This is a genomic window from Streptomyces sp. IBSBF 3136 (genome assembly GCF_036815105.1).
GTDB lineage: Bacteria > Actinomycetota > Actinomycetes > Streptomycetales > Streptomycetaceae > Streptomyces.
Map to the genome: position 1 here is coordinate 22,054 of NZ_JAJSZC010000120.1, position 13,186 is coordinate 35,239.

The 13,186-nt window shown below is 75.3% G+C and carries 10 protein-coding genes; 6 read left to right on the plus strand and 4 right to left on the minus strand.

Annotated elements, in window-relative coordinates:
- Positions 1-43: 43 nt before the first annotated feature.
- A complete protein-coding gene (locus V7E45_RS24085) occupies positions 44-1,438 on the plus strand; it encodes a sensor histidine kinase (protein ID WP_333776277.1) in 1,395 nt (464 codons plus the stop codon).
- A 545-nt stretch (positions 1,439-1,983) separates the two neighbouring features.
- Here the strand turns inward: V7E45_RS24085 and V7E45_RS24090 are convergent.
- Entirely contained in the window at positions 1,984-2,976 is a 993-nt protein-coding gene (locus V7E45_RS24090) for a lysylphosphatidylglycerol synthase transmembrane domain-containing protein (protein ID WP_333776278.1), read from the minus strand.
- A 34-nt stretch (positions 2,977-3,010) separates the two neighbouring features.
- The gene (locus V7E45_RS24095; protein ID WP_443056151.1) at positions 3,011-4,498 is read right to left on the minus strand and encodes a hypothetical protein; all 1,488 of its coding nucleotides are present in this window, start codon (positions 4,496-4,498) and stop codon (positions 3,011-3,013) included.
- A gap of 161 nt (positions 4,499-4,659) precedes the next feature.
- Between V7E45_RS24095 and V7E45_RS24100 the strand changes: the two genes are divergently transcribed.
- The gene (locus tag V7E45_RS24100; RefSeq protein WP_333776279.1) at positions 4,660-5,043 is read left to right on the plus strand and encodes a BlaI/MecI/CopY family transcriptional regulator; all 384 of its coding nucleotides are present in this window, start codon (positions 4,660-4,662) and stop codon (positions 5,041-5,043) included.
- Positions 5,040-5,933: a M48 family metalloprotease gene (locus V7E45_RS24105; protein WP_333776280.1), complete on the plus strand. Its 894-nt coding sequence runs from the start codon at positions 5,040-5,042 to the stop codon at positions 5,931-5,933. Before V7E45_RS24100 ends, V7E45_RS24105 begins: the two co-directional genes overlap by 4 nt.
- A 2-nt stretch (positions 5,934-5,935) precedes the next feature.
- Here V7E45_RS24105 and V7E45_RS24110 read toward each other — a convergent pair whose 3' ends face one another.
- Complete coding sequence (locus V7E45_RS24110) at positions 5,936-8,281, minus strand: glycoside hydrolase family 65 protein (protein ID WP_333776281.1); 2,346 nt, start codon at positions 8,279-8,281, stop codon at positions 5,936-5,938.
- Positions 8,278-9,015 (minus strand): HAD family hydrolase, encoded by a 738-nt coding sequence (locus tag V7E45_RS24115; protein WP_333776282.1) that lies wholly within the window; start codon positions 9,013-9,015, stop codon positions 8,278-8,280. The genes V7E45_RS24110 and V7E45_RS24115 overlap by 4 nt, the downstream gene beginning before the upstream one ends.
- Positions 9,016-9,134: 119 nt before the next feature.
- Between V7E45_RS24115 and V7E45_RS24120 the strand changes: the two genes are divergently transcribed.
- From V7E45_RS24120 to V7E45_RS24130, 3 genes are all read left to right on the plus strand, one after another.
- Complete coding sequence (locus V7E45_RS24120) at positions 9,135-9,806, plus strand: nucleoside/nucleotide kinase family protein (RefSeq protein ID WP_333776283.1); 672 nt, start codon at positions 9,135-9,137, stop codon at positions 9,804-9,806.
- 219 nt (positions 9,807-10,025) lie between these two features.
- Positions 10,026-11,732: a phospholipid carrier-dependent glycosyltransferase gene (locus tag V7E45_RS24125; RefSeq protein WP_333776284.1), complete on the plus strand. Its 1,707-nt coding sequence runs from the start codon at positions 10,026-10,028 to the stop codon at positions 11,730-11,732.
- Between the two features lie 81 nt (positions 11,733-11,813).
- Positions 11,814-12,731, plus strand: a complete 918-nt coding sequence (locus V7E45_RS24130) for a MurR/RpiR family transcriptional regulator (RefSeq protein ID WP_333776285.1) — start codon at positions 11,814-11,816, stop codon at positions 12,729-12,731.
- Positions 12,732-13,186 lie beyond the last annotated feature (455 nt).

The window sequence follows — 13,186 nt, forward strand, 5'->3', positions numbered from 1 at the left end:
GCCGCCGCCCGCTCCGCACGAGACAGGTACGAGACCCGCCCCCATGAAGCCGTCCCCCACCGACGCCATACCGTTCCGCGCCCGCGTGGCCCGTGCGGCCCGGCTGCGCCCCCGGACCCTGCGCGGCCGGCTCTCGCTGGTGGCGCTGACCACGGCCGCCCTGCTCATGGTGATCCTGACGGTGGTGTTCAACGCCGTGGTGCGCCACCGGCTCCAGCGGGAGGCCGACGACGAGCTGCGCACCCGTGCGGCCGCCGTGGCGACCACCGTGGACACGCGCGGCGGACGCGCACGGGTCCTGGAGACCGTCAACGACCGGCTCCTCGACCCCAACGTGTGGATCTACGCCGACGGCCGGCTGCTGGAGCGGCCGCGCTCGGCGGCCCGCTCCGGCGCCCTCACCCGGGCGGCCGGCGCGCTCGCGGCGCACGGGCGCGGCTGCGCCGCCGTCGGCGGCCACGACCCGGTCCGCCTGTGCGCCGAGCCGGTGCGCGGGCACGGGACGACGGCCACCATCGTGACCGCGCTCGACCTGTCGCCGTACCGGAGTTCGGCGCGGACGCTGCTGCTGGGCTCGATCGCGCTCGACGCGGTGATGCTCGCCTTCACCTACGGGCTGACGCGCCTGGCCGTCGGCCGGGCGCTGCGACCGGTGCGCACGATGACGGAAGAGGCGACCCAGTGGAGCGCGGTGGCCTCGGGCGAACGGTTCGCCGGCCGGGACCGCCCCGCCGAGCTGGCCGCGCTGGGCGCCTCGCTGGACGCGCTCCTCGACCGGATCCGCGCGGTGCTGCGGCACGAGCGGCAGCTGACCGGCGAGTTGTCGCACGAGCTGCGCACCCCGCTGAGCCGGATAGTCGCCGAACTGGACTGGTGGCGTTCGCGTCCCCGGTCCGAGGCGCAGACGCGGGCGACGCACGAGGTCATCGCCGAGGCCGCCCGCTCGATGAGCGTCATCTGCCGAACGCTGCTGGACGAGGCCCGCGAAGGCGCGTCCGCCGCGCCCGGCACGGCCGAGGTGCTGCCCGCACTGCACCGGGTGGTGGCCGCGCTGGACGCCCCGGCCCCGCTGATCACCGTCGACGGCGACGGGACGCCGCTGCGGGCGGGCGTACGGCCCGCGCTGCTGGAGCGGATCGTCAGCCCGCTGCTCGCCAACGGTGTGCGCTACGCCCGTACGCGCGTCACGCTCGCCGCCCGCCGGGCGCCGGACGGTGTCCTGGTGGAGGTCACGGACGACGGGCCCGGCGTGCCCGAGTCGTTCCGCGACGCCCTGTTCCAGCCCGGCCGCCGCGCCGACCCCGACGACGGCCACACCGGAGCGGGCCTCGGCCTCCCGCTGGCCCGCCGCCTGGCCCGCTCGGCGGGCGGCGAGGTGGCCCACGACCCGTCCCACACCCCCGGCACCCGCTTCGTGATCACCTTGCCCACCGGCTGAGCCCTCCGGGAGCGGGCGGGAACTGGTTGCCCCGGGCGGAGACCCGGCCAACGGCAGCGCTGCGGATCCAGGGTCAGGGTCGTCCGACGGCGTGGGGGCGTCGCTGCTCCTGACCCCGCGCCCTGCCCCGCGCCCTGCCGTTGCCCGGGGCAACCCACCCGGCTCGGCGGCAAGGCCGGGGCGCAGCCGGCGGTACACCGAAGCCGAAAAAGCCGCCGAGGCGCACGGCACGCCCACCGCGCCCGCAAACCGCCCCCAGCCGACGGCAGGGCGCGCCCGGAAGCCGCCACCGCAGACGACCGGAAGGCACGCCCATGAGCCCGCGGCAGCCGAAAACCAAACCCGCCGCGGCGGACGGCACGGCCCGGCGCGCCCGGAAGCCGCCCCACGGGCGGTGAGGCGCACCAGAGCCCCCGGCCGTCAGCAAGGCGCACCCGGCAGTTCACCGAACTCGCCGTGCCGCGCCCGCCGCGCCCACGGCAGACGCCCACGGCGGAAACCTCACGTCGGCCACGAGAGGCCGCCGGAACCCTCGTGCGCGCCCCTCACAACGCCTTGCGGCGGACCAGCAGGGCGAGGACCGCGAGGCCCGGGAGGAGGGGGAGCCATACGGTCAGCAGGCGGTAGCCGAGGACGGCGGAGGCGGCTGTGGCGGCGGGGGCGCCGGAGACGGTCAGGCCCAGGGCCAGGGCGGCGTCCAGGGAACCGAGGCCGCCGGGAGTGGGGAGCAGGGCGGCCGCGCCGCTGGCCGCGAGGTACAGCAGGGCCACCTGGTACGGAGGCAGGGGCAGCCCGACGGCCTGGCCGACGGAGAGCAGGACCAGACAGTGCAGGACGGTGAACGCGAGCGAACCGCCCCACAGGGCCGCCGCGCGGGCCGGGCAGGCGTGCACGGCACGGATCTCGGGCAGCACGCTCGCCAGCGCCTGGCGGCAGCGCGGGCGCAGTGGGCCGGCCAGCACGGCGGCGAGCAGGGCGGCGGCGCCGAGGACGGCGGCAAGCACGCCGGGCGAGACGTGCGGGACGCGCAGCAGGCCCGGGCGGAGCGGGGCGAGCACGGCGATCAGGACGAGGCGCACGGTGGCGCCGGCGGTGGCCTTCACGGCGAGCGCGCCGGCCGAGCGGCCCGCGGAGAGCCCGCAGCGCATCAGGAAGCGCAGGTTCACCGCGCCGGCGCCGAGCCCGGCGGGGACCAGGTGGTTGGCGGCGCAGGCGGCGAACTGCGCCGCGACCAGCCGGGCGCCGGGCAGCCGCCGGGGCACCGCCCCCTGCTGGGCGAGCGCCGCGGCGCCCCAGGTGCAGACGGCCGCCGCCGCGCCGACCAGCAGCCAGCCGGGGTCGGCGACGGCCAGCCGCAGCGCCCCGTGCTCCACGGTCGGCCAGTGCCGCCGGGCGAGGTAGGCCGCGCACAGCAGGACGGCGAGGCAGGCCAGGGTGGGCCAGTAGGCCCGGCGGCGGGCGGCGGGACCGCCCGGTGGTGCGGGGGGAGCCGGTGCGCGGACGTCGGGGGTGGCTTCCTGTACGGCCTGCCGGCTCATCCGCCGCCTCCCCCGCCTCTGCCTCGGCTCCAGGTCATGAACCGGCCTCCGGTACGGCGTAGTAGAGGCGCAGCCCGTCGAGCGGCACGGACGGCCAGTGCCGGGCGTACCCGGGTGGCCGGGAGCCCGCGGGCACCAGCGTGGCCACCGGGATGTGCCGCGCGGTGCGGGCGATTTCCTGTGCCGTGCTGTTGGCGTTGTGCCCGGAGGTGGCCGCCGAGGAACAGCCCGCGTAGAACGCCACCGGGATGGCCTCATGCCCGGTGACCAGACAGGGCTGCCGTACCCCGATGGCGTGCAGGGCGGCGGCGGTGCGGGTCCACTCGCGGTGGGCGGCGGTGGTGCGGGTGGCGGTGCGGTGCAGGACGGAGAGCTGGACGGCGAGGTGGCCGGCGAGTCCGAGCGCCACCAGGGCCACGACCACCCGGCGCGGCACCCGGGTGGGCACGGTGACCAGGTGGACGAGCGCGCCGGCCACGGGGATGGCCAGCAGGGCGTAGGCGGGGAGCAGGAAGCGGGGCGCCGCGTAACCGATCATGAACAGGTAGGGGAAGGCGGCCGTCGCGGCGCAGCCGAGCGCCAGCAGGGTGGGCGCCGTGCGCCGGGCCCGGACGGCGACCACCAGGCCGAGCGCGGCGAACACGGGCAGCGCGAACCACCAGCCGGTGATCATCGGGTGGGGCAGGGCGCCGGTGCACGGCCGGCACAGCGCGCGACCACCGAGGCTGCGCAGCTGGTCGACGACGGCCAGGTGGAAGCCGAGTCCGCCCTGGATCGCCGAGCCGGCGGACAGGCGGCTGGCGAGGCCGCCGTAGTCGACGTACGCCTCGATCACCCATTCGGCCGCTCCGGCGGCGAGCCCGGCGAGCAGGACGAACAGGGGGCGCCAGTGACGGCGCCAGAGGCCGAGACCGAGGAGCGGAAGCGTGACCCAGACGGCGTCCACGGGCCGCATCCAGGCCATCAGCGCCGCGCTCGCGGCCAGGCCCCACAGCGCCGCCCGGTCGGTGCGGCCGGTCCGCGCGCGCAGGAAGCACGCCACGGCGGTCAGGCCGCCCACGGCCACCCAGTAGTTGGGCATGGCCTGGGGGCCGTAGAAGAGGGTGACCCACAGGGAGGCGAACAGGGCGCCGGCCACGGCGAGCACACGGACCGGGAGCAGGCCCCGCCAGGCGCGCAGGGCCAGGAAGAGGGCTAGGCCGGAGAGGACGGCGAGGTAGGCGCGGAGCAGGGCCGTGGAGGTGGACCATGCGGCGATGGGCGCGACCAGCAGGGAGATGCCGCGGGCGCGGGGCGCGCTGAAGAAGGCCGTGGGGATGTGGCCGCTGACCTGGCTGACGTACACCGTCTCGTCCCAGCCGAGGCCCATGCCGGTGCCGACCAGGAGCAGCTGGGAGAGGGTGAAGGCGGCCGCGACGGCCGCGAGCGGCAGCGGGCCGCCCCTCCGCCCCGTGCCGGTGGTCGTGCGGCGCATGCGCTCGCGCCGTGCCGTCCCGACCGTGCTGTGTGCGCTGCCGGCCATCATCACCCCTTTGTCCTACAGCTTGCGACGGCCACCCTACAAGCTGTAGTGCTGAGCACGGCAGTCGGGGGAAACACGGTCAAACTAACGCGGATCAGGGGCCGGTGCGGGGCCGACAGGCCCAACGGTACCCACGGCCCTACGCGCTGTAAGGTTGGAGCATGGGTGGTACAGGGTCCCGCGGCAGGGCGGAGCGGCGCAGCGCCGGGGCGCTGGAGAGCGAGGTGCTCGCCGCCCTCTGGGCCACCGAGCGGCCGTTGACCCCGGCCGAGATCCAGGGCGAGATCGACGGCGCACTCGCCTACAACACCGTGCACACCATTCTCAAACGCCTGTACGACAAGGGGCTGGTGCTCCGGGACGCCGACGGGCGGCGCGGCGCGTACCGCCCGGCGAAGAACGCGGCGGAGCTGACCGCGGCGGCGATGCACGAGGCCCTGGACCGGGGCCCCGACCCGATCGCAGCGCTCCAGCAGTTCGTGACGGGTCTCAGCCCCGAGGAGGAGCACGCGCTCCGCGAGCTGCTCGCCGGGGGCGGCGCATGAGGTACGACGTCTACACCCCGCTGCTGCTGTCGCTGCTGCTGTCCGTCGTCGCGCCGGTCGTCTGCGGCCGGGTCGCCCCCGCTGTCGCGGCGCGCGTGCTCACGTCCGCCGCGGTGCTCACGGCGGCGGCCACGACCTGGTCCCTGGTGCTGCTGACGGCCGCGCTGCTCGGCGACGCGCCGCCGGTGGTGCGCGAGGCGCGGGAGGACGGGCGTCCGCTGGTCGACCCGGTGCCGGAGGTGATCGGGGTCGCCGCCGGCGTGGCGCTGGCCGTGGTCGGGTGGCGGGTGTACCGGGCGGTGCGCGCCGAGCGGCACACCCGGCGGGCGCTGCGCAGGCTGTGCGCCGGGCGGCCCGCCGACACGGAGCTGATCGTCGCCGCCTCCGAGGTGCCGCGCGCGTTGGCGATCCCGGGCCGGCCGGGGCGCATCCTGGTCACGTCCGCCATGCTGAGCGCGCTGGAGCCGTCCGAGCGGCGGGTGCTGCTGGCCCACGAGCGCGCGCACCTGACCCATCGGCACGGCACTCTGGTGACGGCGGCCACGCTCGCGGCGGCGGCCAACCCGCTGCTCACACCGGTCAGGTCCGCCGTGGCCTTCCTGGTGGAGCGCTGGGCCGACGAGCAGGCGGCGGCCGCGGTCGGTGACCGGCGGACCACCGCACGCGCGCTGGCCCGGGCCGCGCTGACCGCGGGCCGGGCCCGCGCGGAGTGCCCGCTGCACTTCGCCGACCGGGCCGTCACCCGCCGTATCGCGGCGCTCCAGACGAGCCCGCCGCCGCGCCTGTGGCCGGCCGCCGCGGCCGTCCTGGCGCTGGGCGCGCTCCCGGCGCTGCTCGCCGCCGACGCGACGGGCGACCTGCTCGGTCTGCTCTCCCGCGCTCTGGTCTGACCTCAGCCGCCGCCGTTCGGCGCCCGGTGCGGCGGCTGCTCCGGGGCCGGCCGGTATGCCACCGGCGGCACCGAGCGGACGGCCGGCTCGTCGGTGCTGACCCGCAGCGGCTCCCCGTGGTGGTGCACGGTGAGCGGCGGTCCGTCGAGAAGCGTGTAGGTCGTCTTGTCTGCGCCGATCTCCACCCTGAGGCGGCGGCCGCGGTGTTCGAGGTTGAAGGCCAGGCGGCGCAGCCGTTCCGGGAGCCGGGGCGCGAAGCGCAGCCCCGTGCCGTCGTGGCGGAGTCCCCCGAAGCCGGCGACCAGGGCCATCCAGGTCCCGGCGAGAGAGGCGATGTGCAGTCCGTCGCGGGTGTTGTGCTCCAGGTCCTGAAGATCCATCAGGGCCGCTTCGGCGGTGTAGTCGAAGGCGAGCCGCAGGTGTCCGGCCTGCGCGGCGACGACCGCCTGGCAGCAGGCGGACAGCGAGGAGTCGCGCACGGTCAGCGGCTCGTAGTAGGCGAAGTTGCGGGCCACCTGCTGCTCGTCGAAGAAGGCGGAGCAGGTGTACATCGCCAGGACCAGGTCGGCCTGTTTGACGACCTGTTTGCGGTAGAGGTCGAAGTAGGGGAAGTTCAGCAGCAGCGGGTACTGGTCCGGGCGGGTGTTCGCGAAGTCCCAGCGCTGGTAGCGGGTGAAGCCGGCGTGCTGCTCGTGCACGCCGAGTTCCCGGTTGAACGGGATGTGCACGGCCCCGGCGGCGTCCCGCCAGGCGGCGCTCTCCTCCTCGTCCACGCCCAGGCGCTCCGCCTCCCGTGGGTACCGCTCGACGGCGTCGGCCGCGGCGAGCAGGTTCTGGCGGGCCATCAGGTTGGTGTAGGTGTTGTCGTCGGCGACCGCGCTGTACTCGTCGGGTCCGGTCACGCCGTCGATGTGGAAGACGCCGTGGTGGTCGTGGTGGCCGAGCGAACGCCACAGCCGGGCCGTCTCCACCAGGAGTTCCACGCCGACCTCCCGCTCGAACGCGGTGTCGGCCGTGGCCTCGACGTAGCGGACGACCGCGTCGGCTATGTCGGCGTTCACGTGGAAGGCCGCGGTGCCGGCCGGCCAGTAGGCCGAGCCCTCGGCGCCCTGGATGGTGCGCCAGGGGAAAGCGGCCCCCGCCAGGCCGAGTTGGGCCGCGCGTTCGCGGGCCTCGTCCAGGGTGTTGTGCCGCCAGCGCAGTGCCTCGGCGACCGCCTGCGGGGCGGTGTGGGTGAGCACCGGCAGCACGAACATCTCGGTGTCCCAGAACGCGTGCCCGTCGTACCCGGAGCCGGTCAGCCCCTTCGCCGGTATCGCCCGCTGCTCGGCGCGGGCGCCGGCCTGCAGGACGTGGAAGAGGGCGAAGCGTACGGCCTGCTGGATCTCCTCGTCACCGTCCACCTCGACGTCGGCGCGGGCCCAGAAGTCCTCCAGGTAGGCGCGCTGTTCCTCCAGCAGTCCCGGCCAGCCGTCGTGCGCGGCGGCCGCGAGGGCCGCGTCGACCTGGTCGGCCATGGCCGGCAGCGAGCGGGTCCCGGACCAGCCGTGGGCGACCAGCTTCTCCACCCGCAGCGTCTGCCCCGGCTCCAGCACCGAGGTGACGGTGAGGCGGGCGACGTCGGTGCCGCTCTCGCTGCGCGTCGTGGTGCGGTCCGGGCCGGTGACCACGTGGTCGGCGGCGACCCCGACCCGCAGTCCACTGCGCCGGGTACGGTGCACCAGCCGCAGCCGGCCGCCGGAGGCGAAGTCGTCCTCCGGCTCCAGCGGTGACTGCAGGGCCATCGCCGCGCGGGGGTCGCCGTTCGCGCCGGGCAGTTGCTCGTTGGCGACCAGCTCCGACTGGATCACCACCCGGCTGCGGCTGCCGACGGCCTCGACCTCGTACGCCACCGCGGCCACCGACCGCTGGGCCAGCGACACCAGCCGGGTCGAGCGCACCCGTACGGTGGAGCCGGCCGGGGAGGTCCACTCGCAGGTGCGCTCCAGCACCCCGCGGCGCAGGTCCAGCACCCGCTCGTGGGCGACGAGCCGGCCGTAGCGCAGGTCGAACGGCTCGTCGTCCACCAGCAGCCGCAGCACCTTGCCGTTGGTGACGTTGATGACGGTCTGCCCGGACTCGGGATAGCCGTAGCCGGCCTCCGCGTACGGCAGCGGGTGCACCTCGTGCACCCCGTTGAGGTAGCTGCCCGGCAGGCCGTGCGGCTCGCCCTCGTCGAGGTTGCCGCGCCAGCCGACGTGACCGTTGGAGAGCGCGAACACCGACTCGCTCTGGGCGAGGACGTCGAGGTTCAGGTCCGTCTCGCGCACGGCCCACGGCTCGACCGTGTACGACCGGTGGGTGATCACTGCCCGCCTCCCAGCTCGGCCAGGTCCTTGACGACGACGCTCGCGCCGTGCGCGTACAGCGCGTCGCTCTGCCCTACGCGGTCGACGCCGACGACGTATCCGAAGCCGCCCGAGCGGCCCGCGTCCATGCCGGCCAGCGCATCCTCGAAGACGGCGGCCCGCTCCGGCTCGACGCCCAGGTCGCGGGCGGCGGCCAGGAAGGTGTCGGGGTGCGGTTTGCCCGGCAGGTGCCGCTCCGCCGCGACCGCGCCGTCGATCCGTACGTCGAAGAAGTGCTCGGCGCCCACGGCACGCAGCACGTCACGGCAGTTGGCGCTGGAGGAGACGATGGCGGTGGCGAGTCCCCGCGCGCGCACGGCCTCCAGATAGCGCAGGGTGCCCTCGTAGGCGTCGACGCCCCCGGTGCGGATGCGCTCCAGCAACAGGTCGTTCTTGCGGTTGCCGAGGCCGTGCACGGTGCGGGCGTCCGGTGGGTCGCCGGGGTCGCCCTCGGGCAACTCGATGCCGCGCGAGGCGAGGAAGGAGCGGACCCCGTCGGCGCGCGGGCGTCCGTCGACGTACTCGTCGTAGTCGGCGTCGTCGAACGGACGCGCCCCGGGCCCCTCGTGCTCGCGCAGGAACGCGTCGAACGTTTCCTTCCACGCGGCCGCGTGCACGACGGCCGTCCGGGTGACGACTCCGTCGAGGTCGAAGAGACAGGCCTGGATGGTGTCGGGCAGACCGAGCTGAGTCATACCGAGCACTGTTCCCCACCGCGCGCCTTCCAGCCGGTGGCGCACGCCACATGGGAGATACTTTCGCACCTTCACACCGGGTTCTCACATCACGGACCGCCGGTGGCACACTCGGCGGTGTGCCACTGACCTTCGACGACCTCCTGCTGCGCGCCCGTGCTCTCGCCGCGGGCGGCCGGCGCGCGATCCTCGGGATCGCGGGCGGCCCGGGCGCGGGCAAGACGACCCTGGCCGAACGGCTGGTGTGCGCGCTGAACGGGGACGGCCCGCCCTGGGTGGCGCACGTGCCCATGGACGGCTTCCACCTGGCCGACGCCGAACTCGACCGGCTGGGCCGCCGGGACCGCAAGGGCGCGCCGGACACGTTCGACGCCGCGGGGTACGCGGCCCTGCTGCGCCGGCTGCGCGAGGAGACCGGCGAGGAGGCCGGCGAGGTGGTGTACGCGCCCGGGTTCGAACGGGTGCTTGAGCAGCCGCTCGCGGGCGCGATCCCGGTGCCGCCGGCCGCCCGGCTGGTGGTCACCGAGGGCAACTACCTGCTCCGGGAACGGGGTTCGTGGACGCGGGTGCGGGCGTGCCTGGACGAGGTGTGGTTCTGCGAGGTCGACGAAGAGGAACGCGTGCGCCGACTCGTCGCCCGGCACGAGCGGTTCGGCAAGGACCACGAGGCGGCGACGGCCTGGGTGCTGGGCACGGACCAGCGCAACGCGGACCTGATCGCGGCGACGCGGGACCGGGCGGATCTGGTCGTGCCGCCCGGCGCGCTGCCCTCCTTGCCGGGTCCGGCGTGAGCGGCCGGGCCACCCGCGGGACGGACCGCGCGGACGATCCGGCCGGGTCGCGGTGAACTCCGGCGGGCCGCCGCCCGTACCCGAGGGCACGGTGGAAGGTCCGCCGGTACGACTTGTGGAGCGGTGACGCCTCCGGCGGCGGGAGCGGTGCGACAGTGGGGCCATGACCCGGCCCCGGTTCGCGCCCGCCACCGCTCGCCCGGTGTCACGGCGGGGCGGATGATGGCGCACGCGCAGCAGACGGCCGGGGTCCTCGAAGCCGGCCCGTCCCTCGACGACGGCCCGGTGCGGCGCACGGTCCGCGAACGCCTGCGCGCCGGGCTGCGCCGCCGGCGGCCGTGGCTCGTGGCGCTGCTGGTGGTGCTGCTGCTGGGCCAGATGGCGGCCGCGATGGTCACCACGGCCGTGCGGCAGACGCCCACCATCGACGAACCCGTGTACGTGGCCACGGCCACCGACTACCTGCGCGAGCACCGGCTGCGCTACAACCCCGAGCACCCGCCGCTCGGCAAGCTGGTGATCGCGGCCGGCGTGGCAGTGGCCGACCCGCGCTACGACCCGTCGTACACCGGCACCCAGGGCGAGGTCGGGCGGCATCTGCTGTACGAGTCGGGCAACGACCCCTGGCGGCTGATGCTGTGGGCGCGGCTTCCGGTGATCACGCTGACCCTGCTGTTCGGGCTTGTCGTGTTCGCGTTCGCGCGGGACGTGACGGGCCCGGCGGGCGGCCTGGTGGCGCTCGCGCTCTACGCCTTCTCCCCCGATGTGATCGCCCACGGCTCGCTGGCCACGCTGGACATGCCGGTGACCGGGTTCGTGCTGACGTCGGTGTGGCTGGTGTGGCGGGCGCGGCGCCGGCCCCGGCTGTACCTGCCGCTCGCCGGGGCGGCCCTGGGCGCGGCCGTCGCGACGAAGATGAGCGCGCTGCCGGCGGTCCCCGCGCTGATGCTTCTGGCCGTGGTGTCGGTGTGGGGTTCCCGTCCCGGGGTCGACCGGCGCCGGAAGGTGCTGCTGGGGGCGGCGGGAGCGGCGGCCGTGGCGCTGGTGGCCGTCGCCGTGGTGTGGCTCGCGTACCTCGCGGTCGACCCCCTGCTGCGGTTCACGCCCGTGGAGCCGGTGCCGGCCGTGCACGGGCTGCGCGGGCGGCTGACCGGCCTGCTGCCGCTGCCACCGGCGTACCGGGCCGGGATGCGGGTGCAGTTCGGTCTCGAGGGCTACCCCTGGCAGGGCTATCTGTTCGGGCACCTGTACACGGGGGCGCTCTGGTACTACCTGCCGGCCGCGCTGCTGGTGAAGACACCGCTCGGGTCGCTGGCCCTGGGCGCGGCCGGCGCGGTCGCCGTCGTGGCCGTGCGCCGGCTGCGGCCCGCCGCGCCGTACCTGCTGGTGCCGCCGGCGGTGCTGCTGGCGGCGGCGATGACGGGCGCGCGGGACTTCGGGACCCGGTACGCGCTGTTCGTGCCGGTGTTCCTCGCGGTGGCGGCGGCCGGTGTGCTCGGGCGACGGCGGCGCTGGGCGCGGCCGCTCACGGGGCTGCTGGTGCTGTTCGTGGCGGTGAGTTCGCTGCGTACCTTCCCGTACTACCTGCCGTACGCGAACGAGGCGTTCGGCGGCCCCGAGCGCACCCACCGACTGCTGCACGACTCCAACGTGGACTGGGGGCAGGACCTGGGCCGGCTCGCCGACCGGCTGCGGCAGCGGTACCCCGGCCGGCGGGTGTGGCTGGTGTACAAGGGCAGCGGGGTGCCGTCGTACTACGGCATCCACGCCTCCGATCCGCGCCGGGTGCCGGCGGACCGGGTGCACGGGCTGCTGGTCGTGTCGGACTCGGCGGCCGCCAAGGCGCGCGGCCGGCTGGCCGAACTGATCCGCACCAGCCGCCCGGTCGACGAGGTGGGACACTCGATCACCGTGTACCGCCGGTGAGGCTGTCGGGCCGTCAACCCCCTGCTGACCAGGCTCGGTGGGCTATGTTGAGTGTTCGTGGGAGACAAAGGAGGCGGGCCGGTGCCCTCGCCGCAGCAGGCACGCGCCCAGGCGTCAGCGATCACCTCGGGCAAGATCGCGCCGGAGGCCGAGGCCGCACCGACCTCCCAGCTCAGAGAACTCTTCGACGGCCCTCGGCTGTCCCCGGGACAGCGCCGTGTCGCCCAGTACCTGATCGAGCACATCACCGAGGCGGCGTTCCTGTCGATCACCGAGCTGGCGGACCGGGTCGGCGTCAGCCAGCCCTCCGTCACCCGCTTCGCCGCCGCCGTCGGGTTCAGCGGCTATCCGGCGCTGCGGGAGAAGCTCCAGTCGATCGCGCTGAGCACGCTGGCCGGCGGAGGCGGCGAGGAGGACATCGCCAACGAGCTCCAGGCAGCCGTCGACGCCGAGATCCAGAACCTGGAGAACCTGCGCCGGGACTTCGCCGATCCCGACCGGGTGATCCGCGTCGGCCAAGCCCTGTCCCGCTCCACCCCGCTGACCGTGCTGGGCCTGCGCATCTCGGTGTCGCTGGCCGAGTACTTCGGGTACGCGGCCCGCCGCATCCACCCCGACGTTCGGCTGGTCACGCGCGGCGGCAGCGTGGCCTACGACGCGCTGCTGCAGTCGCGCGAGGCCGGCGGCACCTGGGTGCTGGCCTTCGCCATGCCCCGGCACGCCCAGGAGACGCTGACCGCGCTGCGGGTCGCGCGCGAGGCCGGGCTGAAGGTCGCCCTGATCACCGATCTGGCGCTCGGGCCGCTGGCCGACGAGGCCGACGTCACCTTCACCACCGGGCCCGGTTCCCGGCTGGTCTTCGACTCCTACGCGGCGCCCGGACTGCTGGCGGCGGCGCTGCTGCAGGCCATGACCGACGCCGATCCGGAGCGCACGCAGGCGCGGCTGGAGAAGTACGAACAGGTGGCTGACCAGCAGCACTTCTTCCTCAGGGACTGATCCGGGGGCTGGTCCGGGACTGATCCTCTGGTCGTCGGCGTGCCCCGCCGAAGATCTTCTGGCCAGGGACGGCTCCGGCCGGGGACATTCGGCCCACGGGGATCATTCGGCGCAAATCCCGCATGAATGTTTTCATACGTCTTGCAAACCCGACGGCATATATAAATACTGCTCACGGATCGCACCCGGCCCACTCCGGGAGCGTTCCGGGCGGACCCACCGCTCGCACACCGCCCCGAGAAAGCCGACGGACCGCCCATGCGCACGCAAGCACTCCCGCAGCGCCGGTCCCCCGCGTCCGGGGCCCCCGCACGGACATCCCATGCCGCCGTTCCCTACCCACGTCGGCGCCCGGGATGCCCGGTGGCGCACCGCCCCTGCGGCGCGCCCGTGGGGGGGGGGGGGGGGGGGGGGGGGGGGGGGGGGGGGGGGGGGCGCCCCCCCCGCCCCCCCCC

What these genes read in the sequence shown, in the direction of transcription:
- V7E45_RS24085 (WP_333776277.1), top strand. Translation starts at nt 44, where the DNA reads ATGAAGCCGTCCCCCACCGACGCCATACCGTTCCGCGCCCGCGTGGCC.
- V7E45_RS24090 (WP_333776278.1), bottom strand. Translation starts at nt 2,976, where the DNA reads ATGAGCCGGCAGGCCGTACAGGAAGCCACCCCCGACGTCCGCGCACCG.
- V7E45_RS24095 (WP_443056151.1), bottom strand. Translation starts at nt 4,498, where the DNA reads ATGGCCGGCAGCGCACACAGCACGGTCGGGACGGCACGGCGCGAGCGC.
- V7E45_RS24100 (WP_333776279.1), top strand. Translation starts at nt 4,660, where the DNA reads ATGGGTGGTACAGGGTCCCGCGGCAGGGCGGAGCGGCGCAGCGCCGGG.
- V7E45_RS24105 (WP_333776280.1), top strand. Translation starts at nt 5,040, where the DNA reads ATGAGGTACGACGTCTACACCCCGCTGCTGCTGTCGCTGCTGCTGTCC.
- V7E45_RS24115 (WP_333776282.1), bottom strand. Translation starts at nt 9,015, where the DNA reads ATGACTCAGCTCGGTCTGCCCGACACCATCCAGGCCTGTCTCTTCGAC.
- V7E45_RS24125 (WP_333776284.1), top strand. Translation starts at nt 10,026, where the DNA reads ATGATGGCGCACGCGCAGCAGACGGCCGGGGTCCTCGAAGCCGGCCCG.